Consider the following 23,723-nt stretch of genomic DNA (forward strand, 5'->3'; position numbering starts at 1 on the left):
TTGGCTCCCGTCTCACGACTGGGACTCAGTCGAAACAACCTATTGAAGCTCCACACCTAGCGGAAGTTTTACGCGGCATGGCCTATCGTTCACCCGCCACTGGAACCGAGGAACCGCGATGTCGAACCGTCACGCCCTGCTGTTTCCATCGATCGCCCTGAGCGCCCTCCTGCTCGCGGCCTGCGGCAACCAGCCCGCCCAGGACGCCGCCACGTCCCCCACCCCCACCCGCGAAGACCTGGCGCCGCCGCCGGCACAGACCGCGCAGACGCCCGAAGCGGCGCCGCCCGCGAACCTGGGCGCCGACGGCGCGGCCGCGCCCCAGCCGGTCGCCGGGACGGTCACCTACGAGTGCGAGGACGGCTTCCGCTTCCACGCCCGCTACGGCGAGGACAACGCGACCCTGACGCTCGACGACCAGGAGATCGACCTGCCGCAGGTGGTGTCGGCCTCCGGCGCGCACTACCAGTCCGACGGGCTGTCCTGGTGGACGCGCGGCAACAGCGGCACCCTCGAGCAGGGCGGCGCGGCGCCGCGCGACTGCCGCGAGATCGCCCGGGCGCCGTAGCCGTCCGCCGGGCTGCGGCCCCGGCGCGCAGCACAGCGGAACCGGATGCGCCTGCCACGGCGCCGCGGACTCGCGCGGTGCGGTGGCGGGCTCGGCCGGCCCGCCGCCGGCGGCGAGGCGTCGGACCGTAGCGGCGCATGACACCCTCTAAACATGCGGCGGCGAAGACTCGGCCGCATGAATGCGACCACGCCGCCCGCCGCCCCGCCCGCCCGCCGCCGCCGATGGCCCTACGTCGTGGGCGCGATCGTCCTCGCGCTCGTGGTCCTGGCGCTGGTCTGGGACTGGAACTGGTTCAAGGGGCCCGTCGAACGCCGGGTCGAGGCGGCGACGGGACGGGAGTTCCGCATCGAGGGCGATCTCGACGTGGACCTGTCGCTGACCGCCCCGACGATCCGCGCAGACGGGCTGATGCTCGCCAATGCCGAGTGGTCGGACGAGCCCGAGATGGTGCGCGTCGGACGGCTGGAGGCGAGGATCGCGCTCTGGCGCCTGCTGCGCGGCCAGGTCGTCCTGCCCCGGCTCGACCTCACCGAACCGCGGGTGATCATCGAGACCCACGAGGACGGCGGCAACTGGGTGTTCCGTGAGGACGCGGAGGACGACGGGCGCGCGCCGCACCTGCCCGACCTCAGCAACCTGCGCATCGTCGACGGCGAGCTGGTGTTCCGCGAGGGCGACCGCCGTACCGATCTGAGGCTCTCCGTCGACACCGTTGAACCCCGCGAGGCCGGCACGCCGGCGCCGCTCGCGGTCGCGGGCGAGGGAACCTATCGCGACGAGCCGTTCACCCTGGAAGGCCGCATCGAGTCGCCACTCGAACTGATCGAGGCGCAGAGCGCGGACACCTACCGGGTCGACCTGCGCGCACGCGCCGGCGCGACCCGCGCGCACGTCCGCGGCGCGCTGCAGGGCCAGCTGCGGCTGGACGCCTTCGAGGCCGATGCGTCCCTGGAGGGTGCCAACCTCGGCGACCTGTATCGCTTGATCGGCCTGGCCCTGCCGGAGACTCCGCCCTACACGCTCGAGGGCCGCCTCGCCCGCGACGGCGACACCTGGAGCTACCGCGGGTTCCGCGGCACCGTCGGCGACAGCGACCTGCGCGGCGACGTGGTGGTCGAGACCGGCGGCGACCGCCTGCGCATGGAGGCCGAGCTCGCGTCCGACCTGCTCGACTTCGACGACCTCGCCGGCTTCGTCGGCGCCCCCCCGCGGACCGGCGAGGGCGAGACAGCCTCCGAACAGCAGCAGCGCCAGGCCGCCGAACGCGCCGCCTCCGGCCGCATCCTCCCCGACACGCCCTACGATCTCGGCAAGCTGCGCAGCCTCGACGCCGACGTCCGGCTGCGCGCCGCGCGCATCGAGGCGCCGGGCTGGCCGCTGGAGGACATGGACGCGCACATGGTGCTCGAGAACGGGGTGGTCAACCTCGACCCGCTCAACTTCGGCGTGGCCGGCGGCAACGTGCGCAGCACCATCGACATGGACGCCAGCCGCGAGCCGATCCGCACCGCGGCGCGGATCAACGTGCGCGGGCTCGAACTGCCCCGGTTGTTCCCCGCCGCGGAGAGCATGCGCGACGCGGTGGGCAGCATCTCCGGCGACGCCGAGCTGCGCGGTACCGGCAACTCGGTGGCGGCGATGCTGGGATCGAGCAGCGGCGACGTCGCGCTCGGCATGGGCAGCGGCCGCATGAGCAACCTGCTGCTGGAGCTGGTCGGCCTCGACATCGCCGAGGCGCTCCGCTACTGGCTGGGCCGGGACCCGGACGTGGTGATCCGCTGCGGCTACGTGGACTTCGGGGTCGAGGACGGCCTCATGACCTCGCGCGGGCTGCTGTTCGACACCGACGACACCGTCATCTACGGCGACGCGCGGATCAACCTCGCCGACGAGAGCCTGGAGATCCGGGTGGAGCCGCAGCCCAAGGACCGCAGCTTCCTCAGCGTGCGCACGCCCCTGTGGATCCGCGGCACCCTCGCGTCGCCGAGCGTGCGCCCGGAGGCGAGCGGCCTCGCCCTGCGCGGCGCCGCGGCGGTGGCCCTGGGCAGCATCGCGCCGCCCGCCGCCCTGCTCGCCCTGCTCGAACTGGGACCGGGCGAGGACAGCGACTGCGGCGCCTCCCTGCGGCAACAGGGCGCGGATTGACATCCGCCCCTTGCACGGGGGCGAAGCGCGGCCCTAGCCTGCCGCTCCCGCGCCCCCCGCGCATCGGTCGGACGTTCAGCACGTGATCCTTCGCCCTGCTCCCCTCGCCCTGGCCCTCGCCGGCTGCCTCGTCGTCTCCGCCTGCCAGCGCGACGCACCGCCGCCGCCCATCGAACCCGAGGCCGCGCAGCGCGCCGCCGACACCGAGGCGCAGGCGCGGACGGCCGCCGAAACCGCCGAGGCCGACGCCTTCGTCGCGCGGGTCAACGACACGCTCCGCGCCGACTATCCCGAGCAGACCGCCGCGCAGTGGCTGTCGCAGACCTACATCGGCCCCGACAGCGCCACCGTCGCGGCCAAGGCCACTGAGCGCGGCCTGGCCCAGCTCGGCCGCTTCGTCGAGGAGTCGCGCCGCTTCGAGGGGCTCGAACTCACCCCTGCCACCGGGCGCGCGCTGCAGCTCCTCAAGCTCGCCACCCCGATGCCGGCGCCGAACGACCCGCAGGCGCTGGCGGAACTCACCCGCATCGCCACCCGCCTGGACCAGGCCTACGGTGCCGGCACCTACTGTCGCGAGGTCGACGGCGAGCGGCAGTGCCGCCAGCTCGGCGCGCTGGAGGAGGTCCTGGCCGACCCCGCGAGCGACTACGCCGCCCATCTGGACGCCTGGAGCGGCTGGCACGCCGTGGCCGTGCCGATGCGCGCCGACTACCAGCGCTTCGTCGAGCTGTCCAACCAGGGTGCGCGGGACCTGGGCTTCGCCGACACCGGCGCGCTCTGGCGCTCCGGCTACGACATGGACGCCGACGCTTTCCGGGAGGAGACCGACCGTCTGTGGGGCCAGGTCAAGCCGCTCTACGACAACCTGCAGTGCTACGTGCGCACCAGGCTGGTGCAGAAGTACGGCGAGCAGGGCGAGATCGACGGCAAGATCCCGGCCCATCTCACCGGCAACATGTGGGCGCAGCAGTGGGGCAACCTCTGGCCGCTGGTCATGCCCTACCGCAACGAGCCGCAGCTGAGCATCACGCCGGCCCTGCAGGCCCAGCGCGAGGCGCTGCTGCAGGAGCGGCTGACGGCGCTGGGTCGGCCGCCCTCGCCCGCCGACCGCGTCGAGCTGGAGCGCGAGGTCGACCTCGCGATGGCGCGCGCGATGACCGAGCGCGCGCAGGACTTCTACGTCTCGCTGGGGCTGCCCGCGCTGCCGGAGAGCTTCTGGGAGCGCTCGCAGCTCGTCAGGCCGCGCGACCGCGACGTGGTCTGCCACGCCAGCGCCTGGTCGATGGACTTCGCCGACGACGTACGCATCAAGATGTGCATCCGACCGACGGAGGAGGACTTCCTCACCATCTACCACGAGCTCGGGCACATCTATTACTACATCGCCTACAAGGAGCAGCCGCCGCTGTTCCAGGCCGGTGCCAACGACGGCTTCCACGAGGCCATCGGCGACACCGTGGTGCTGTCGATGACGCCGGAGTACCTCGCCTCGATCGGCCTGATCGACGCGCAGCGCCAGAGCAACGAGGCGCTGATCAACGCGCAGATGAAGATGGCGCTCGACAAGGTCGCCTTCCTGCCCTTCGGCCTGCTGATCGACCGCTGGCGCTGGGGCGTGTTCGACGGCTCCATCGCGCCGGGCGAGTACAACGCCGCGTGGTGGCGCCTGCGCGCGCAGTACCAGGGCGTGGCGCCGCCGGAGCCGCGCGGCGAGGAGTTCTTCGACGCGGGCGCCAAGTACCACGTGCCAGGCAACACGCCGTACACGCGCTACTTCCTCTCGCACATCCTGCAGTTCCAGTTCTACCGCGCGCTGTGCGAGGCGGCCGGGCACCAGGGCCCGCTGCACGCCTGCAACATCCACGGCAACGCAGAGGCCGGCGCGAAGTTCCGCGCGATGCTGGCGGCCGGCGCCAGCCAGCCGTGGCAGCAGACGATCCGCGAACTGACCGGCCGGGAGGAGCTCGACGCCAGCGCCATCCTCGACTACTTCCAGCCGTTGTCCGACTGGCTGAGCCAGCAGAACCAGGGCCATGCCTGCGGCTGGCCGGAAGGCGGTGGCGCGCCGGCCGCCCGGACCGCGGCACGCTGAACCCGCGACACCGGCAGCGCCGATGCCGCGCTACATGCGGTCGAGCGGCTCCAGGGCGGCGGCTTCCGTCGCCCGCGGCAGGCGGCGCCCCTGCGCGAGGTGCCAGCGCCACAGCAGCCACGCGACCAGGGTGAAGGCCGCCGCGCCGGCGGCCAGCGCCGCCGGCCGCGCGCTCAGCAGCGGCGACAGGGCGCCGGCGACCAGGGCGTTGCAGACCAGGCTGACGAAGGCCTGCATCGACGAGGCCGCGCCGCGGAGCTGGGGATACATGTCCAGCAGCGCCAGCGTGAGGATGGGGAACGCCAGCGCCACGCCGAAGGACACGCAGGCCAGCGGAAGCACCGCCCACGGCAGGGCCGGCGCCGCGACCAGACTGCCGGCGAGGTTGACCGCGACCGCGGCGAGGCAGACCCCGAAGCCGATGTTGGCGACCCGCGTCGGCGCCATCCGCCCCGCCAGCCGGCCGTTGAGGAAGGCGCCGCTCATCATGCCCACGATCACCGGCACGAAGAACCAGCCGTAGCTCTGCTCGCCCAGGCCCAGGTGGGTCTGCACGAACTCCGGCGCGCTGGCGATGTACAGGAACAGCGCGCCGAAGTTGAACGACCCCGCGAGCGCCAGGCGCACGAAGGCGGGATCGCCGCCCATGGTCCGGGCGTTGGCCCACAGTGGGCCGGGCCGCATCGGCGTGCGCGCCGCCGGTGGATGGGTCTCGGGCAGGGCCACCAGGGTCGCGACCAGCAGCACCCCGGCGAACGCGGCCAGGAACCAGAAGATCGCATGCCACTCCGCCCAGCCGATGATCCAGCCGCCGATGATGGGCGCGATGCCGGGGGCGATGCCGAAGATCATCATCACCAGGCTCATCAGGCGCTGCGCGTCGTCGCCGTCGTAGAGATCGCGGATCACCGCGCGCCCGACGATGAGCCCCGCGCCGGCCGAGACGCCCTGCAGGGCGCGGAAGGCCAGCAGCGTGCCGAGGTCGGGCGCCAGCGCGCAGCCGATCGAGGCCAGGACGAAGATCGCGACACCGCCCAGGATGACCCGCTTGCGCCCGTAGGCGTCCGACAGCGGCCCGTGGAACAGGCTGGTGGCGGCATAGGCGATCAGGTAGACGCTGATGGTCTGCTGCATCGCGACCTTCCCCGCGTCGAAGTCCGCCGCGATCACGCGGAAGGCCGGGAAGATGGTGTCGATGGCGAACGGGCCGAACATCGCGAGGCCGGCGAGCAGCAGCGCGATGCGGCCGCGGGGAACCGCGGGCTGGGACGTCATGGGGAGATTCGCCGGCGACGGGCGCGCGGAGGATAGCAGCCGAAGGCGGCCTTTCCGGTTGCGCGTCGCCTCAGAAATAGAAGCCGAGATTGATGTTGAGGCGGGAGTGCCAGCGCCCCGCGTCGCCCTCGTCGATGCCCACGCCGGGGCCGCCGACGAACCACATGTTGCGGCCGCTGATCAGGTCGACGTAGGTCAGCATCGGCCCCTTGCCGAAGCTGCAGCCAAGCACGTTCTGGTAGGAGTCGGCGAGCCCCGGGCCGCGGCGCGGGCGGGTCGTGCTGAAGTCGTTGTAGCAGGTCAGCGCGTCCAGCCAGCGGCCGTCCATGTCGAAGGCGTAGGCGAGGTTCGCGGTGTACACGTCGGCGCGGGCGGCGATCTCGAACGGCGCGTCGAACGCCGCCAGCGCGATGCGCTCGCCGTCGACCGAGTAGCCGTAGCGCAGCCACTGCAGCTGCAGCGACAACGGCCCGCGCGCGGCTTCCGCGTGCAGCGCGCCGAGCGCGTGCCGCGGATGCCGGCCGCTGGGGCGCGCCTCGATCCGCCCGAGCGCTGCGCTGCCGCCCAGTTCCAGGTCCCATCCGCCGCGCTCGAGCCGGCGCGCGTGGCGCAGCACCAGCCGCTCGCGCTCGCGATGCTCGCTGCCCGGCACGCTGGCGACGTCGAAGGAGTAGCGCCCGTAGCGCCACCCCGTGCCGTACTCGTCGGCGGCGAACAGCCCGACGTGCCAGCTGCGCCCGGCATCGATATCGCGCCACACGAGGCCGAGGTCGTAGTCGTCCTCGACGCCGAGGTAGTAGCCCGAGCCGAACCAGAAGCCGTGCGAGGCGGTCGGCAGCAGGCCGATGGGCACCTGCTGCACGCCGAGGCGCAGGCCCCGCCCCTCGTCCAGCCGCCATCCCACCCAGGCGTGGTGGATGGCGTCGAAGGTCTCGTACCAGCGGTACTGCGCCGAGAACTCGAACGCGCCGCGGCGGCCGCGCACGTCCACCCGCAGCAGTTCGAGGTCCACGTCGCCGTCGCCCTCCGAAGGGCCGTAGTCGCGCCAGCCGGTGGTGAACCGGACCGCGCCGCCGAGGTGCAGGCCCTCGTCCACCTCCTGTGCGAGCGCCGCCGGCATCGCCAGCGTCGCCCCCAGTGCCAGCGCCATGGCGGCACGTCCTGTCGGCATCGCCGCCTCCTCCGGGAATCGCCGCGCACGAGTGTCGGCCCGGCGCCATCGAAGGCGCGTGCAGGACCGACATCCCCCCGACGCGACCGGCTCGCGTCATTGCGCGCCCGAGAGGTTGTCGCGCACGCGCTCCAGCGTCCGCAGCAGCGCGTCCGTCTCGTCGGCCGACAGCCCCTGCAGCGCGGCGCCGATGGCGCGCCGGCCACAGGCCTGCAGCGTTTCCCACATGCCGCGCCCCTCGCCCGTGAGCGACACCAGGAGGGCGCGGCGGTCGGCGCCGTGGGGGCGGCGCTCGACGTAGCCCTTCGCCTGGAGCCGGTCGAGCAGGCGGGTCATCGCGCCGGGATTGTGGTCGAGGTGGCGGGCCAGCTCGATGGCGGTCGTCTCTCCCCGCGCCGCGAGGTGCTTCAGGACCAGGTACTGGGTCAGGTTCAGGTCGTGGCCGCCGGCGGTCAGCTCGTGCTCCAGGCGCCGGGCGAGGCCGTCGCGGACCTGGCGCAGGAGCAGGCCGAAGTTGGAAAGGCTGTGCTGGCCCGGCGCGCTGGACATGGGCGGCGATTGTCCTCCGGCGCAAGTGATTGTCAAGGCAATTATCTCCGCGGCACGCATCGCGCCGCCCGCCCCGCGGCCCGGCGCTTCCGGCCGCGACGCTTGAGCCACCGCCGCACTGGCCGATAATGCGCGGCTGCGTCCTGGAGTCCCCGATGACCGATCTCGTCCGCCCCACCTTCCATGGCTTCGAGCAGATCCCGCTGAGGGAGTACGCCGAGCGCGCCTACCTCGACTACTCGATGTACGTCGTGCTCGACCGCGCCCTGCCCTTCCTCGGCGACGGCCTCAAGCCGGTGCAGCGGCGGATCGTCTACGCGATGAGCGAGCTCGGTCTCAACGCGGCGGCCAAGCCGAAGAAGGCCGCGCGCACCGTGGGCGACGTGATCGGCAAGTACCACCCGCACGGCGACTCGGCCTGCTACGAGGCCCTGGTGCTGATGGCGCAGCCCTTCTCGTTCCGGTATCCGCTGATCGAGGGCCAGGGCAACTTCGGCTCCTCGGACGACCCCAAGTCGTTCGCCGCCATGCGCTACACGGAAGCCAAGCTGACGCCGATCGCCGAGGTGCTGCTGGGCGAGCTGGCCCAGGGCACGGTCGACTGGTCGCCGAACTTCGACGGCACGCTGGAGGAGCCGTCCTGGCTGCCCGCGCGCCTGCCGCACCTCCTGCTCAACGGCACCACCGGCATCGCCGTGGGCATGGCCACGGACGTGCCGCCGCACCAGCTCAACGAGGTCGTCAGCGCCTGCATCCGCCTGCTCGACGAGCCCGACTGCACCGTGCGCGACCTGTGCGAGCACATCCAGGGGCCGGACTACCCGACCTCGGCCGAGATCATCACCCCGCGCGCCGACATCCTGCGCATGTACGAGACCGGCAACGGCTCGATCCGCGCACGGGCGGTCTACACCCGCGAGCAGGGCAACCTCGTCGTCACCGCGCTGCCGCACCAGGTCTCGCCGTCCAAGGTGATGGAGCAGATCGCCCAGCAGATGCGCGCGAAGAAGCTGCCCTGGCTGGAGGACCTGCGCGACGAGTCCGACCACGAGAACCCCGTGCGCCTGGTGCTGGTGCCGCGCTCCAACCGTGTGGACGCCGAGTCCCTGATGGGGCACCTGTTCGCCACCACCGACCTGGAGAAGAGCTTCCGGGTCAACCTCAACGTCATCGGCGTGGACGGGCGGCCGCAGGCGCGCGACCTCAAGGCGCTGCTGTCGGAATGGCTGGCCTTCCGCCTGGAGACGGTGACCCGGCGCCTGCGCCATCGCCTGGAACGGGTCGAGCGTCGCCTGCACCTGCTGGCCGGCCTGCTGGTCGCCTACCTCAACCTCGACGAGGTCATCCGCATCATCCGCAGCGAGGACGAGCCCAGGCCCGTGCTGATGGCGCGCTTCGGCCTCGACGAGGTGCAGGCGGACTACATCCTCGAGACCAAGCTGCGCCAGCTCGCGCGCCTCGAGGAAATGAAGATCCGCGGCGAGGAGGACGAGCTGCGCAAGGAGCTCGAGAAGATCGTCGGCATCCTCGGCTCGAAGGCCAGGCTGCGCACGCTGGTCAAGAACGAGCTGCTGGCGGACGCGAAGAAGTTCGGCGACACCCGCCGCTCGCCGCTGGTCGAGCGCGGCGCCGCGCAGGCGCTGGCCGAGACCGACCTGGTCGCGAGCGAGCCGGTGACCGTCGTGCTGTCGGAGAAGGGCTGGGTGCGCGCCGCCAAGGGGCACGAGATCGACCCCGCCTCGCTCGCCTACCGCGAGGGCGACGCACTGCGGGCGCATGCGCGCGGGCGCAGCAACCAGCAGGTCGCCTTCCTCGACGGCGGCGGCCGCGCCTACTCGACCCTGGCCCACACCCTGCCCTCGGCGCGCGGCAACGGCGAGCCGCTGACCGGCCGCTTCGCGCCGCCGGCCGGCGCCGCCTTCGTCGGCATGGCCTTCGGCGAGCCGGAGCTGCGCTACATCGTCGCGTCGAACCACGGCTACGGCTTCGTGACCCGTCTCGAGAACTTCCTGGGCCGCAACAAGGCGGGCAAGGCGCTCCTGACCGTCCCCGAGGGCGCCGTGGCGCTGCCGCCGGTGGCGGTCGCCGGCGAGGACGACCTGGCGGTGGCGATCACCTCGGCCGGCCACCTGCTCGCCTTCCCGCTCGGGGAGCTGCCCGAGCTCGACCGCGGCAAGGGCAACAAGCTGATCCAGATCCCGCCGGCGCGGCTGAAGTCCGGCGACGAATCGGTCACCGCCGTCGCCAGCGTCCGCCAGGGCGGCGAACTGACCCTCTACTGCGGCCAGCGCAAGCTGACCCTGACCTGGAAGGACCTGCAGAGCTACCTGGGCAGCCGCGCCCAGCGGGGGCACCTGCTGCCGCGCGGCTTCCAGCGCGTGGACGCGGCGGTGGCCGGCTAACGCCGCGGGGACGTCGGGACGGGAGCGGCTCGCGCCGCTCCCGCATCGGCCCGCGCCCCGGTTCCGTATCCGGCGCCGCCTCCGGGGCGCATCCGCTTCCCCGTCCGCATTCCCCGCTCCTCCCCGTCCCTGTGCGGCGGCTATAGTGGCGCCACCTCGCCGGACCGCAGGACGCGGCGATCCGGCGCAACCACCAGGGGACATCGAAGGCATGCGCAAATGGCTGTCGCGGCTCGCGCCGATCGCGGGCCTGTTCATCGTGCTCGTGCTGGGCACCGGCTGGTGGGCGCTGCGCGGTAGCCTGCCGGTGCTGGACGGCGAGCGGGTCCTCCCCGGCCTCGCCGGCCCCGTGACGGTCGAGCGCGATGCGCTGGGCACGGTCACCATCACCGCGGGCAGCGAGCACGACGCCCTGCGCGCCCTGGGCTACGTGCACGCCCAGGAACGCTACTTCGAGATGGACCTGATGCGCCGCGCCGCCGCCGGCGAGCTCGCCGCGCTGTTCGGGCCGCGCGCGCTCGCGCACGACGAGGAGGTCCGGGTGCACCGCCTGCGCGCGCGCGTCCGCGAGGGCTTCGACGCCTTCGCCGGCGCCCAGCGCAGCCAGCTCGGCGCTTACCGCGAGGGCGTGAACGCGGGCCTGGCGGACCTCGCCGCGCGCCCCTGGCCCTACCTGCTGCTGCGCCGGGCGCCCTCGCCCTGGCTGCAGGAAGACACCGCCCTGGTCGGCTACGCCATGTTCTTCGACCTGCAGGACGCCACCAATGCGCGAGAGCTCGCGCTGTGGCGCCTGCGCGAGGCGGTCCCGCCGGCGCTGTACCGCCTGCTCGCGCCCGAGGGCAGCAGTTGGGACGCCCCGCTGATCGGCGAGGCGCGCGGCGACAGCGTCCTGCCCGGGCCGGACGAACTCGACCTGCGCAGCCTGCCGCACCTCGAAGCGCAGGGCGCCGCGCTGCCGGCCGAGGCGCCGGCGGTCGGCAGCAACAACTTCGCGGTGTCCGGCGCGCTCACCGCAGACGGCCGCGCCATCGTCGCCGACGACATGCACCTCGGGCTGCGCGCGCCGAACATCTGGTTCCGCGCGCGGCTGCGCTACCCGGACCCGCGTGCGCCCGGAGGCGAGGTCGACGTCGGCGGCGTCACCCTCCCCGGCATTCCCGGCGTGATCGTCGGCAGCAACGGCCACGTCGCCTGGGGCTTCACCAACAGCTACGGCGACTGGGCCGACTGGGTCCTGCTGCCGGAGGACGCCGAGGTCGAGACCGTCGAGGAGACCATCGAGGTCGCAGGCGCCGAGGCCCGCACCCTGCAGGTCGAGCAGAGCGCCTACGGACCGGTGCTCGAACGCACCGACGACGGGCGCCGCCTCGCCCTGCACTGGCAGGCGCACGAACGCGGTGCCATCCGCCTCGCCCTGCTGGATGCCGCGCGCGCGCCCGACGCGGAGGCGCTGGCGGAACTGGCACCGGACATGGGTCTCCCGGCGCAGAACCTCGTCGCCGGCGACAGCGGCGGCCGCGTGCTGTGGACGCTCGCGGGGCCGCGACTGCCGCGCATGCTCGCCGGCCATCCGCTGCCGCGGACCGCGCCGCTCGACCCGACGCAACCGCCGCCCGCCGCCGTCCTGCGCCCTGCGCACCCGGTGGTGCGGGACGATCGCATCTGGACCGCGAACGCGCGCGTGGTCGACGGCGAGCTGCTCGCCGTCGTCGGCGACGGCGGCTACGACCTCGGCGCGCGCCAGCGGCAGATCCACGACGCGCTGCTGGCGCAAGAGCGCTTCACCGAGGCGGACCTGCTCGCGATCCAGCTCGACGACCGCGCCCTCTTCCTCGAACGCTGGTACCGGCTGCTGCGCGAGGTGGTCGCCGACGCGGAGGCCCCTGCGCTGCAGCGGCTCGAAGCCGCCAGCCGCGAATGGTCCGGCCGCGCCGACGTCGAGGCCACCAGCTACCGCCTCGCCCGCGGCTTCCGCGGCCAGGTCATGGACCGCGTCCTGGAGGGCCTGCTGGGGCCGGCGCGGGCGGCGCTGGGCGCCGACTTCCGGCTGCCTCGGCCCTCGCAGTTCGAGGCGACGCTGTGGCCGCTGGTGAGCGAGCGGCCCGCGCACCTGCTGCCCCCGGGATTCGACAGCTGGGAGGCGCTGCTGGCCGACGCCGCCGACGCGCTGGCGACCGAACTCGGACAGGACGGCGGCGACCTCGCCGCGCGCACCTGGGGCGAGCGCAACACCGCGTCCATCTGCCATCCGCTGGCGCCGGCGCTGCCCGGGCCGTTCCGGGACCGGCTGTGCATGCCGCGCGAGCCGCTGCCGGGCGACGCGCACATGCCGCGCGTGCAGGGCCCGGCCTTCGGCGCGTCCCAGCGCATGGTGGTCGCGCCCGGGCACGAGGCCGACGGCATCCTGCACATGCCGGGCGGCCAGAGCGGCCATCCGCTCTCGCCCTTCTGGAGCGCCGGCCACGCCGACTGGGCCGCCGGCCGCCCGACGCCCTTCCTGCCCGGCGCACCGGAACACACGCTGCGCCTGGCGCCCGTGGCGCGGCCCGGGGCGCCGCGGTAGGCGCCACGACGGGCCGACGCGCGGGAGCGCCGCACGCTCCCGCATCGGCCCGCCCGTTCCTACCCCGCCTTGCCAGCCGGCGAAGCCCGTCCCACAATGCGCACCGCGACCCGGCCCGACCGCGTCGCACGCGGCCAGCGCGCCGCAGGCGGATCGTTTAGGGGAACGATCTCTTTCGACGTTCGACATCTTCCGATGGCGAGGGCGAGATGAGTCTGCTCCTGAACACCCTGACCTTCCTCCGTGCACGCGAACTCGGCCGCCAGGCGCGCGCGATCCGGGCCTCGATCGACACGCTGCCGCAGGCCGCACGCAGCGAGGCCGCAGCCCTCGCGATCCGCGAGATGCAGCGCGCGGGCCAGTTGCAGGTGCCGCACTTCCACGGTGCCAGCGACGTGCAGCCCTACCAGCCCTGGACGGACGTCGCCGCGCAGGCCACCGGCAAGGCCCAGGCCGGCGCCGTGCAGTTGCGGGTCCGCGGCATCGCGCAGTGGCTCACCGTCGTCTACTACGAGACGCGCGGCAGCGCCCAGCCGCGGCTGGCCGCCCTGCACCGCGAGGTCCTGGGCATGCTGGGAGAGCTGCGCGGCAGCTACGCCGCGCATGCCGCCCGCGACACGCTGCTGGAAGCCTCGGCCGCCTAGCGGGACACGCCGGTCGCCGGGCGGGCCTCCCGCCCGCCCAGGCCCAGCAGCCGCTCGGCGACGCCGCGGTAGAGCCGCGGCAGGCACTCCAGCTCGTCGAGGGCGATGTGCTCGTCGATCTTGTGGATGCTGCCGTTGCGGGGGCCCAGCTCCACCACCTCGGCCCCGAGCGGCGCGACGAAGCGGCCGTCGGAGGTTCCGCCACCGGTGTTCTCGTCCGGCGCGATTCCGCACTCGGCCTGCACGGCATCGCGCACAGCGGCGCGCAGTGCGCCCTCCGGCGTGTGGAAGGGCTCGCCCGAGCGGTGCCAGTGGACCTCGCGTCGCAGGCCGTGGCGGTCGAACACGCTCTCGATCTCCGCGATCAGCGCATCGCTCGTCCACGACGGCGCGTAGCGCAGGTTGAACTGCACCCGGGCGCTGCCGGGAATGACGTTGCTCGCGCCGGTGCCGCCTTCGATGTTGGCGATCTGCAGGCTGGTCGGCGGGAAATCGGGATACGGCTGCGGGTCCCACGCGCGCGCGGCGAGTTCCTGGAGGGCCGGCAGCATGCGGTGGATCGGGTTGTCCGCCAGTTCCGGATAGGCGACGTGCCCCTGCACGCCATGCACGACGACGGTGGCGGTGAGGGAGCCGCGGCGGCCGATGCGCACGACGTCGCCGAGGCGGTCCTTCGAGGACGGCTCGCCGACCAGGCACCAGTCGATGCGCTCGCCGCGCTCCGCGAAGCGTGCCGCGACCTGGCGTACGCCGTCGATGGCATCGCCCTCCTCGTCCGAAGTGAGCAGCAGCGCGAGCGTGCCCGGATGGTCGGGATGCGCCGCCACCAGCTGCTCCAGCGCGATCACGAAGGCGGCGACGCTCCCCTTCATGTCGGCCGCGCCGCGGCCGTGGAGCGCGCCGTCGCGGATCTCGGGGACGAAGGGCGGGCTGCGCCAGTCCGCCTCCGGGCCCGGCGGCACCACGTCGGTATGGCCGAGGAAGACCAGCACAGGGCCACCCTCGCCGTGCGTCGCCCACAGGTTCCGCACCTCGCCCGCGTCCAGCCGCTCGATGCGGAAGCCGCAGGCGGCGAGCCGCTCCGCGATCGCGTCCTGGCAGCCGGCGTCCTCGGGCGTCACCGAGGCACGGGCGATGAGGCTGCGGGCGAGGTCGAGGACGTCGGACATGGTCGGGCGCTGCGTGGATGCGGGCGCGCATGCTACCGCGCCTTCCACCACAGGGCCCGACGGACGCCGGATGCGACGATGCCGCGCCCTTGCGGACGCGGCATCGCCGCGGGTGGACGAGGCGGGCGCTCAGAACTCGTCGTCGGCGGCCTGCTCCTGCGCACGCAGGTAGGCGTCGAACTCGATCTCGGAGATCTGCCCGTCGCCGTCCGTGTCGTAGGTCATGAAATCGCGCGCGAGCGCGCTGTCGGTGCCCACCTCGCGCATCGACAGCATGCCGTCGTTGTTGACGTCCATCTCCTCGAACTGGAGCTGCGCGGCCTGCATGCTGCTCGGCAGTTCCTGCTGCTGCGCCAGCGCCGGCGCGGACACGAACGCGAGCGCCAGACCCGCGGAAAGAAGCTGCTTCATGGCGGTTCTCCGGATGGGGTACGCCGACTGCAGCACGGGACGGGTCAGGACGGTGTCGAGGTTGGGCCTGCTTTGGGGCTTGGGGCTTGGGGCTTGGGGCCTGGGGCCTGGGTTCGGACCAACGACCTGATCCGCCCTGTGCCCCGCGCCCTGAGCCCTACCCCTTCCCCCCGCCGAACCTCTCCTTGTACGCCTTGTCGCTGAAGCCCACGCTCACCGCGCCGTCGGCGGTGACGGTGACGGGGCGTCGCACCAGGGTCGGGTGCTCGCGGATCAGCAGGGTCCACTCCGGATCGCTGGCGGCGGCCTTGCGCGCCTCGGGGAGGTTGCGCCAGGTCGGGCTGCTGCGGTTGACCAGCTTTTCCCAGCCGCCGAGCTGGTGCGCCCAGGTCTTGAGCAGGTCCGGCGCCGGCCGCTCCGCGCGGTAGTCGACGAAGGTGTGCGGGATGTCGAACCGCTTCAGCCAGTTCCGCGCCTTGCGGCAGGTGTCGCAGTTGTCGAGGCCGTAGAGCGTGGTGGTCATGGGCGTCTCCCGCTCAGGCGCGCAGCAGCTCGTTGATCGAGGTCTTGCCGCGGGTCCTGGCGTCCACCTTCTTGACGATGACGGCGCAGTAGAGCGAGTGGCTGCCGTCGGGTGCCGGCAGCGAGCCGGAGACGACCACGCTGCCCGCGGGGATGCGGCCGTAGCTGATCTCGCCGGTGGCGCGGTCGTAGATGCGCGTGGACTGCCCGAGGAAGACGCCCATGCCGATGACGCTGCCCTTCTCCACGATCACGCCCTCGACCACTTCCGAGCGCGCGCCGATGAAGCAGTCGTCTTCGATGATGGTCGGCGCGGCCTGCAGCGGCTCCAGCACGCCGCCGATCCCGGCGCCGCCGGAGATGTGGCAGTTGCGGCCGATCTGCGCGCAGGAGCCCACCGTCGCCCAGGTGTCCACCATGGTGCCGGAGCCGACCCAGGCGCCGATGTTGACGTAGGACGGCATCAGCACCGCGTCCGCGCCGATGTGCGCACCGCGTCGCACGAGCGCGCCGGGCACCACGCGCGCGCCGGCCTCGCGGAAGGCGGCCTCGTCGGCGCCGGCGAAGCGCAGCGGCACCTTGTCCCAGAAGTTCTGCGGCTCTGCCTCGACCACCTGGTTGTCGCTGATCCGGAAGTACAGCAGCACGGCCTTCTTCAGCCACTCGTTGACCACCCAGCCACCGCGGTCGGGCTGGGCGACCCGGAACACGCCCTGCTCCAGCCCCTCGATCGCCCGCTCCACCGCGGGGCGGGTCGAGCCTTCGATCTCGGCGGCGGTCAGCGCCGCGCGGCGCTCCCAGGCGCCCTCGATGACGGCCTTGAGTTCGTCGACGCCCGGCTGGGCGAGGACGGCGGGGTTGGCGGGCGTGTTGGGCATCGGGTTCTCCTGCTGGTGCGGCGGCCGGGCCGCCGCTGGACGTGAAACGAATCAGCTGTCGCCGGGGACGCGGGCGGCGAGCGCCTCCCGCAGCGCCTGCTGCAGCGCGGGGTCGCCGAACGCGCGATCGCGCTCGTCGGTGATCTGGAAGATGTCCTCGACGCGTTCCCCGAAGGTCGCGATGCGGGCGTCGTGGACGCGGAGCCGGTGCGCGCGCAGCACCTGGGTGACGTCGGCGAGCAGGCCGGGCCTGTCGGTGCACACCAGGCTCAGCAGCGTGCGGCCGGACGTGCGCGAGGGCGAGAACTCGATCTGCGCCGGCACCCTGAAATGCCGCAGCTGGCGCGGCGTGCTCCGCCGGGAGGGCCGCGCCTGGTCGAGCGGACGCAGCAGCGCGCCGGTGAGCGTGCGCGCGACGTCCTCGGGCGCGATCTCACGCCCTTCCGGCACCAGCACGCGGAAACCGTCGAGGCTCATGCCGTCGCGCGAGGTCAGCACGCGCGCCTGCACGATGTTCAGGCCGAGGCGGTCCAGGGTCGCCACCAGCGCCGCGAACAGGCCGTCGCGATCGGGCGTGTGCACGAACACCTCCAGCGCGCTCGCGCGCAGGCCCTCGCCCGGGCGATGGGGACGCGCCAGGGCCAGCGGCCGGTCGCCCGGCGCCTGGATGATGCCGCGGGTCTGCCAGGCGATCTCGTCCGCGCGCCAGCGCAGGAACATCTCCTCGGGGAACTCGCTCCACACCGCCTCGACCCGCGCCGGATCGACGCCCTCGGCGTGCAGGCGCTCGCGCGCGGCCTGGCGCGTCTGCGCGATGCGCTCCTCCGCGCCGACCGGGTTCTCCAGGCCGCGCCGCAGCGCCAGCCGGGTCGAGGAGTAGAGGTCGGCCAGCAGCCGGTCCTTCCAGGCGTTCCAGAGCTTGGGGCTGGTGCCGGCGATGTCGGCCAGGGTCAGCAGGTAGAGGTAGTCGAGCCGCTCGCGGTCGGCGATCTCCGTGGCGAAGCGCGCCACCACGCCCGGATCGGAGATGTCCTGCTTCTGCGCGGTGACCGACATCAGCAGATGCTTGAGCACCAGCCAGGCGACGAGCTCGGTGTCGCCGGCGGAAAGGCCGTGCGCGCGGCAGAAGGCGCGCGCGTCGTCGGCGCCGAGTTCGGAGTGGTCGCCGCCGCGGCCCTTGGCGATGTCGTGGAAGAGCACCGCCAGCAGCAGCAGCTCGGGCGCGCGCAGCTGCGCGCGCACCTCCTGCGCGAAGGCGAAGCGCGGATCGCGCTCGGCGCGGCCGAAGCCGTCGACGTTGCGCAGCACGGCCAGCGTGTGCTGGTCGACCGTGTAGACGTGGAAGAGGTCGTACTGCATGCGCCCCGACACCTGCCCGAACGCCGGCAGGTAGCGCCCGAGCACGCCGGTGCGCGCCATGCGCGCGAGCGTCGCGACCGCCGCAGGCCCGCGCAGCAGGGCCATGAAGGCCTCGCGCACCGCCGGCCCGGCCTCGGTGTAGGCCGGCAGGTCCGGCAGCGCCTCCGCGAGCACGCGCGCGGTGTGGCTGTGCAGACCGCGCAGCCCGGGATGCGCCGCCCACACCGCGAACAGGCGCATCACCAGCGCCGGATCGCGCGCGAGCCGGCCGGGGTCCCGGGCGACCAGATAGCCGCGCTGCGCCGCGAAGCCATCCTCCAGCGCGGTCTCCTCCGCGGGCCCCTCGAGCTGCTCCTCGAAGCGCTGCAGCAGGCGGTCGTTGAGCCGCAGCACGGTCGCCGCGCTGCGGAAGAAGGCCTGCATGAGCTGCTCGACGGCGAGGTTGTCGCGGCCGGCATCGACCAGGCCGAAGCGGGCCGCCAGCGGCTTCTGGTAGTCGAACAGCAGGCGCTCCTCGCGGCGGCCCGCGACCAGATGCAGGCCGAAGCGCAGGCGCGACAGCGCGCGCCGCTCGCGGCGCAGGGTCGCCAGTTCGTCGTTGCCCAGCCCGCCCAGCGGCACCAGGGCGCCGAGGCGCTCGACCCCGGCGATGCGCCGCGCCATCCACAGCAGGGTCTGCAGGTCGCGCAGGCCGCCGGGACCGTCCTTGAGATTGGGTTCGAGGTTGTAGGCGGTGTCGTCGAAGCGCGCGTGCCGCGCCCGCTGCTCTTCGCGCTTGGCGAGGAAGAAGGCGCGCGGCGGCCAGATCCGGTCGGGGGCGATGGCCGCGGCGAGCGCCTCCAGGCTGCCCGGATCGCCGGCGAGCAGGCGCGTCTCCAGCAGCGCCGTGGCGACGGTCACGTCCCCGGCGGCCACCTCGGCGCACTGCGCCAGCGAACGCACCGCATGCCCCGCCGCCAGGCCGGCGTCCCAGAGCTGGGCGAAGAAGCGCGCCAGCCCCGCCTCGCAGGCCTGCTGGCTGCCGCCGTCGGCGAGGACCAGCAGGTCGACGTCGGAGTGCGGGAAGAGCTCGCCGCGGCCGTAGCCGCCGGTCGCCAGCAGGTGTACCGGAGCCTGCGCCGGAATGCAGCGCAGCCAGGCGGATCGCACCACGCTGTCGACCGCCTCGGCGCGCGCGGCCAGCAGGGCGTCGATGTCCTCGCGTGCCTCGAAGCGCGCGACGAGGGTCGCGTCCGCCCCGGCCAGCAGGGCCCGCGCGGCCTCGCGCCAGGCGCCGTCGTCGTCGAGGGCCGCCAGCCGCGCGGCCTCGCCATCGGCCGCGGCGGCAGGCGCGGCGGTCACAGGCGGCCGGGATGCCCGGCGCCGAGGGTGAGCACCTCGACCCCGTCCTCGGTCACAACGACCGTGTGCTCCCACTGCGCCGAGAGCTTGCGGTCCTTGGTGACCACCGTCCAGCCGTCGGGCAGCACGCGCGTGAAGCGGGTGCCCTCGTTGATCATCGGCTCGATGGTGAAGGTCATGCCCGGCTTCAGCTCCAGCCCGGTACCGGGGCGGCCGTAGTGAACGACCTGGGGTTCGTCGTGGTAGACCTTGCCGATGCCGTGCCCGCAGTACTCGCGCACCACGGAGAAGCGCTCGCTCTCGGCGTAGCTCTGGATGGCGTGCCCCACGTCGCCGAGGGTGGCGCCCGGGCGCACGGCGCGGATGCCGCGCCACATGGCCTCGTAGGTGACCTCGACCAGGCGCCGCGCCATGACCGACGGCTCGCCCACGTAGTACATGCGCGAGGTGTCCCCGTGCCAGCCGTCCTTGATGACGGTGACGTCGATGTTGAGGATGTCGCCGTCGCGCAGGACCTTGGACTCGCTCGGGATCCCGTGGCAGATCACGTTGTTGACCGACGTGCACAGGGTCTTGGTGTAGCCCTTGTAGCCGACGTTGGCGGGAATCGCGCCCTGCACGTTCACGATGTGGTCGTGGCAGATGCGGTCCAGTTCCTCGGTGGTCACGCCGGGGCGTACGTGTTCGCCGATCATGTCGAGCACCTCGGCGGCCAGGCGGCCGGCGACGCGCATCTTTTCGATGTCGGCGGGAGATTTCAGGGTGATGGCCATGGCGCGGGATTATCCATGAGTTGCAGGCACTTGGGCCAGTAGCTATCATCCGGCGGCTTTGCTTCGCGCCCATCGCGCGCAGCGGACGCCCACGCCGGGCGACACCGGCGAATCCACACCTGCGGCAACAGCCCGTACCGGGGTGCCCCTTCCGAGGGGTTCGGACACGGACGCCGCAGGGAGGCCCAACCCCGGAGCCCCTTCCCCGCCCTCTGCCGGCGGCCGGCTCCCCATCGCGAGAATCGACACCATGACCCAGGTCACCATGCGCCAGATGCTGGAAGCCGGCGTGCACTTCGGCCACCAGACGCGCTACTGGAACCCCAAGATGGCGCCCTACATCTTCGGCGCCCGCGGCAAGATCCACATCATCAACCTCGAACAGACCATGCCGCTGTTCGCCGACGCGATGAACTTCCTCTCGGGCCTGGCCCAGAAGAAGGGCACCATCCTGTTCGTCGGCACCAAGCGCTCCGCGCGCGAGGCGATCAAGGAAGAGGCGACCCGCGCCGGCATGCCCTACATCTCGCAGCGCTGGCTCGGCGGCACGCTGACCAACTTCCGCACCGTCAAGCAGTCGGTCGCGCGCCTGAAGGAACTCGAGGCCGCCGAGACCGACGGCACCTTCGAGAAGCTGGTCAAGCACGAGGTCATGCAGCGTCGCCGCGAGCGCGACAAGCTCGAGAACTCGCTGGGCGGCATCAAGGACATGGCGCGCCTGCCCGACGCCCTGTTCGTGATCGACATCGGCCACGAGAACATCGCCGTCCAGGAAGCCCGCAAGCTCGGCATCCCGGTCGTCGCGGTGGTCGACACCAACTACGACCCGAGCCTGGTCGACTACGCCATCCCGGGCAACGACGACGCCATCCGCGCCGTGCAGCTGTACGCCCGCGCCGCGGCCGATGCCGTGCTCGAGGGCAAGGCCGCCTCGCCGATCACCGGCAACGTCGACGACGAGTTCGTCGAGGTCGACGCCGAGGGCCAGGACGACAAGGGTGCCCGCCGTGCGCCCGCCAAGCGCGGCGCCAAGGCCGAGGCCGGCGCCGAGTAACGCCGGTGCAGGATGCCGCGGGCAGCATGTCCGCGGCGCCTGCCGCCCCGCCTTTCATCCGTCGTGCGCCGCAGCGCACGCCCGGCACGACGCCCCGCGCGGGGCGCCGTGCGAAGAATCATCCAGACATCGAGGTAATCCATGGAAATCACTGCCAGCCTGGTCAAGGAACTGCGCGAGCGTTCCGGCGCCGGCATGATGGAATGCAAGAAGGCCCTCACCGAGAACGGCGGTGACATCGAGGCCGCGATGGAGCACCTGCGCAAGACCGGCCTCGCCAAGGCCGACAAGAAGGCCGGCCGCGTGGCCGCCGAGGGCCTCGTGGTCCTGGCGCAGGACGGCGGCAAGGCCGTGCTGGTCGAGATCAACTCCGAGACCGACTTCGTCGCCAAGGACGAGAACTTCGTCACCTTCGCGCGCGCCGTCGCCGAGGCCGCCCTGAAGAGCGGCGCCGCCGACGCCGAGGCGCTCAAGAGCGTCGCCCTGGCCGACGGCACCGTCGAGGAGAGCCGCTCCGCCCTGGTGGCGAAGGTCGGCGAGAACGTGCAGGTCCGTCGCCTGGTCCGCGTCGACAGCGCCGACACCGTCGGCGCCTACGTGCACGGCGGCCGCATCGGCGTGCTGGTCGAGCTCAAGGGCGGCGACGCCGAGATCGCCCGCGGCGTGGCCATGCACGTGGCCGCGATGAACCCCGCCTACGCGCGCCCCGAGGACGTGCCGGCCGAGTTCCTGGCGAAGGAGAAGGAGATCGCGCTCGGGCAGATGACCGACAAGGACCGCGCCAAGCCGGCCGAGATCCTGGAGAAGATCATCTCCGGCAAGGTCAACAAGATCGTCTCCGAGATCACCCTCACCGGCCAGGCCTACGCGCTCGACACCGACGTCACCGTCGGCGAGGCGCTGCGCAAGGCCGGCGCCGAGATCGTCGGCTTCAATCGCCTGGCCGTCGGCGAGGGCATCGAGAAGCAGCAGGACGACTTCGCCGCCGAGGTGATGAAGCAGGCCGGCCTCGCCTGAGGCCGCGCTCCAGCGCCTCCTGCAACGAAACGGCCGCGGACTTCCGCGGCCGTTTCGTTTCTGCGACGCTTCGCAGGCGCCGCGCCCGGGGGACTCGAGGGCGCGGGTGCCACCGCCGATATCGCCGAGGGGACTCCGCGCCCCGCCCTGACCTTGCCGGGACCATCGATGCATCCTGAGCTTGCAGCACGCCTGCTGCACACGCGCAACCTGCCGACGCCGTCCGGCGTGGCCCTGCGCGTGGTGGCCCTCGCCGAGGATCCCAACGTCGAGCTTGCCGACGTGGCGAACCTGCTGCTGCGGGATCCCGCCCTGGCGGCCAAGATCATGCGGACCGCCAACTCCCCGCTCTACGCGACGCAGCGCCGCGTCGAGAACCTGCGCCAGGCGCTCACCCTGCTCGGCCTCAACGGCGCGCTGACCCTCGCGCTCGGCTTCCTGCTCAGCAGGACGCTGCATCGGCCGGGCCCGCCCATGGCGCCCGACCTCGTCCGGATCTGGCAGCGCGCCGCGCTGTGCGCGACGATCTGCCGCGTGCTCGCCACCCACCTGCGCATGCCGCGCGGCGAGGAGCTGATGCTCGCCGGCCTGATGCGCGACATCGGCGCGCTCGCCCTCGCACACCTCGAACCCGTCCTGTATGCCGAGGTCTGCCGCCAGGCGCGCGACGAGGCGGAACTCCAGGCGCTCGAACGCGCGCGTTTCGGCGCCGACCGGGCCGAGGTGGGCCGCGCCATCGCCCGGCACTGGAGACTTCCCGACTACCTGGTCCTTGCCATCGAGGAGAGTCGCAACCTGCCTTGCAGCGAGCGGTTCGTGACCTGCGTCGCGGTCGCCGCGGTGGTCGCCGAGGCCTGGCTGGCCGAGGACGCGGTCGCCGCGCGCCGTCGCGCCGGCGACGCACTGCGCGAGCACCTGGGCATCGAGCGCGGCGGCTTCGCCGAGATCCTCGCCCAGGTCAGCGAGGCCTACCCCGAGATCAGCGCGCTGTTCGAGCTCGAACGCACCCCCGCCGACCCGGAACGCATCGAGAGCCTGCTGGAGTACGCGCGCGAGCTGATGGTGCTGCGCAACCTCAGCCAGCTCAACGAGTCGCACCGGCGCGCCCAGGACGCCGAGCGGCTCGTCGAGCGCGCCCGCGCCGCCGAGGAGCAGGCGCGACGCGACCCGCTGACCGGCACCTACAACCGCATGCGCCTGGAGGAGGTCCTGCAGAAGGAGTTCGACTCCGCCGCGCGCTACGACTGGCCGCTGAGCATCGCCTTCCTCGACCTCGACGACTTCAAGCTCGTCAACGACCGCTACGGGCATCTCGTCGGCGACGAGGTCCTGCGCAACTTCGCCCGGCTGGTGACCCGCACCCTGCGGACCTCGGACATCGTCGCCCGCTACGGCGGCGAGGAATTCCTGCTGGTGCTGCCCGGGACCACGGCGGAGGCGGCCTCGGCGGTGCTGAACCGGCTGCTGGAGATCGTGGCGCGCACGCCGATGGCCGAGGCGGCCGGCGAAGTGATCCACGTCACCACCTCGGCCGGGCTCGCGACCCAGGGCGGCACCGACCAGCACGCCAGCGTGCAGGACCTGCTGCGGGCGGCCGACGAGGCCCTGTACGCGGCCAAGCGGAGCGGCCGCAACCGCGTGCTCGGCGAGCAGCCGGACGCCTCCCGCGCCTGAGCGCGGACACTTCGCCGGCCACCCGCGACCGCGCCGACGGCGCCGCTCGGCGGCCGCAGCGGCTACAATTCGCCGCTGGCCGGCGCCGGGTCGATCCGACCCGCGCGCACGCC

The 23,723-nt window shown here is 73.0% G+C and carries 17 protein-coding genes and 1 pseudogene; 9 read left to right on the plus strand and 9 right to left on the minus strand.

Going from position 1 to position 23,723, the window contains the following annotated elements; genetic code table 11:
* Positions 1–118 precede the first annotated feature (118 nt).
* From ACFO3Q_RS09920 to ACFO3Q_RS09930, 3 genes are all read left to right on the plus strand, one after another.
* Complete coding sequence (locus ACFO3Q_RS09920; RefSeq protein ID WP_377004515.1) at positions 119–568, plus strand: MliC family protein; 450 nt, start codon at positions 119–121, stop codon at positions 566–568.
* 177 nt (positions 569–745) lie between these two features.
* A complete protein-coding gene (locus tag ACFO3Q_RS09925; RefSeq protein WP_377004516.1) occupies positions 746–2,716 on the plus strand; it encodes an AsmA family protein in 1,971 nt (656 codons plus the stop codon).
* Positions 2,717–2,798: 82 nt separating this feature from the next.
* Positions 2,799–4,808 carry a M2 family metallopeptidase gene (locus ACFO3Q_RS09930; RefSeq protein WP_377004517.1) on the plus strand — a complete coding sequence of 670 codons (2,010 nt, stop codon included), beginning with the start codon at positions 2,799–2,801 and terminating at the stop codon, positions 4,806–4,808.
* 30 nt (positions 4,809–4,838) lie between these two features.
* On the opposite strand, the gene ACFO3Q_RS09935 is transcribed toward ACFO3Q_RS09930, so the two are convergent.
* The 3 genes from ACFO3Q_RS09935 to ACFO3Q_RS09945 all read right to left on the minus strand — a co-directional run bounded on the left by ACFO3Q_RS09935 (position 4,839) and on the right by ACFO3Q_RS09945 (position 7,803).
* Positions 4,839–6,083 carry a multidrug effflux MFS transporter gene (locus tag ACFO3Q_RS09935; protein ID WP_377004518.1) on the minus strand — a complete coding sequence of 415 codons (1,245 nt, stop codon included), beginning with the start codon at positions 6,081–6,083 and terminating at the stop codon, positions 4,839–4,841.
* 70 nt (positions 6,084–6,153) lie between these two features.
* On the minus strand, positions 6,154–7,254 hold the full coding sequence (locus ACFO3Q_RS09940) for a hypothetical protein (protein WP_377004519.1): 1,101 nt from the start codon (positions 7,252–7,254) through the stop codon (positions 6,154–6,156).
* A gap of 96 nt (positions 7,255–7,350) precedes the next feature.
* Entirely contained in the window at positions 7,351–7,803 is a 453-nt protein-coding gene (locus tag ACFO3Q_RS09945; protein WP_377004520.1) for a MarR family winged helix-turn-helix transcriptional regulator, read from the minus strand.
* Between the two features lie 155 nt (positions 7,804–7,958).
* On the opposite strand from ACFO3Q_RS09945, the gene parC reads away from it, so the two are divergent.
* From parC to ACFO3Q_RS09960, 3 genes are all read left to right on the plus strand, one after another.
* Positions 7,959–10,205 (plus strand): DNA topoisomerase IV subunit A, encoded by a 2,247-nt coding sequence (gene parC, locus ACFO3Q_RS09950; RefSeq protein WP_377004521.1) that lies wholly within the window; start codon positions 7,959–7,961, stop codon positions 10,203–10,205.
* 211 nt (positions 10,206–10,416) lie between these two features.
* Positions 10,417–12,768: a penicillin acylase family protein gene (locus ACFO3Q_RS09955; protein WP_377004522.1), complete on the plus strand. Its 2,352-nt coding sequence runs from the start codon at positions 10,417–10,419 to the stop codon at positions 12,766–12,768.
* A 209-nt stretch (positions 12,769–12,977) separates the two neighbouring features.
* Positions 12,978–13,412, plus strand: coding sequence for a hypothetical protein (locus ACFO3Q_RS09960; protein ID WP_377004523.1), 435 nt, complete (start codon positions 12,978–12,980; stop codon positions 13,410–13,412).
* Here the strand turns inward: ACFO3Q_RS09960 and dapE are convergent.
* The 6 genes and pseudogenes from dapE to map all read right to left on the minus strand — a co-directional run bounded on the left by dapE (position 13,409) and on the right by map (position 19,865).
* A complete protein-coding gene (gene dapE, locus ACFO3Q_RS09965; protein ID WP_377004524.1) occupies positions 13,409–14,581 on the minus strand; it encodes a succinyl-diaminopimelate desuccinylase in 1,173 nt (390 codons plus the stop codon). The genes ACFO3Q_RS09960 and dapE overlap by 4 nt on opposite strands.
* 129 nt (positions 14,582–14,710) lie before the next feature.
* Positions 14,711–14,992 carry an EF-hand domain-containing protein gene (locus ACFO3Q_RS09970; RefSeq protein ID WP_377004525.1) on the minus strand — a complete coding sequence of 94 codons (282 nt, stop codon included), beginning with the start codon at positions 14,990–14,992 and terminating at the stop codon, positions 14,711–14,713.
* A gap of 157 nt (positions 14,993–15,149) precedes the next feature.
* The gene (locus ACFO3Q_RS09975) at positions 15,150–15,515 is read right to left on the minus strand and encodes a Spx/MgsR family RNA polymerase-binding regulatory protein (RefSeq protein WP_377004526.1); all 366 of its coding nucleotides are present in this window, start codon (positions 15,513–15,515) and stop codon (positions 15,150–15,152) included.
* Between the two features lie 13 nt (positions 15,516–15,528).
* Positions 15,529–16,356: pseudogene (gene dapD / locus ACFO3Q_RS09980) on the minus strand (2,3,4,5-tetrahydropyridine-2,6-dicarboxylate N-succinyltransferase); the annotation flags it as partial.
* An 87-nt stretch (positions 16,357–16,443) separates the two neighbouring features.
* On the minus strand, positions 16,444–19,092 hold the full coding sequence (glnD, locus tag ACFO3Q_RS09985; RefSeq protein ID WP_377004527.1) for a [protein-PII] uridylyltransferase: 2,649 nt from the start codon (positions 19,090–19,092) through the stop codon (positions 16,444–16,446).
* The gene (gene map, locus ACFO3Q_RS09990; RefSeq protein ID WP_377004528.1) at positions 19,089–19,865 is read right to left on the minus strand and encodes a type I methionyl aminopeptidase; all 777 of its coding nucleotides are present in this window, start codon (positions 19,863–19,865) and stop codon (positions 19,089–19,091) included. The genes glnD and map overlap by 4 nt, the downstream gene beginning before the upstream one ends.
* Before the next feature lie 250 nt (positions 19,866–20,115).
* Between map and rpsB the strand changes: the two genes are divergently transcribed.
* The 3 genes from rpsB (at position 20,116) to ACFO3Q_RS10005 (ending at position 23,610) form a co-directional block, all read left to right on the plus strand.
* Entirely contained in the window at positions 20,116–20,919 is an 804-nt protein-coding gene (rpsB, locus tag ACFO3Q_RS09995; RefSeq protein WP_377004529.1) for a 30S ribosomal protein S2, read from the plus strand.
* 141 nt (positions 20,920–21,060) lie between these two features.
* Entirely contained in the window at positions 21,061–21,936 is an 876-nt protein-coding gene (gene tsf / locus ACFO3Q_RS10000) for a translation elongation factor Ts (RefSeq protein ID WP_377004530.1), read from the plus strand.
* 168 nt (positions 21,937–22,104) lie between these two features.
* Complete coding sequence (locus tag ACFO3Q_RS10005; protein WP_377004531.1) at positions 22,105–23,610, plus strand: HDOD domain-containing protein; 1,506 nt, start codon at positions 22,105–22,107, stop codon at positions 23,608–23,610.
* The last annotated feature ends 113 nt before the right edge of the window (positions 23,611–23,723 follow it).

Source organism: Coralloluteibacterium thermophilum, assembly GCF_042654365.1.
Taxonomy (GTDB): Bacteria; Pseudomonadota; Gammaproteobacteria; order Xanthomonadales; family Xanthomonadaceae; genus Coralloluteibacterium; species Coralloluteibacterium thermophilum.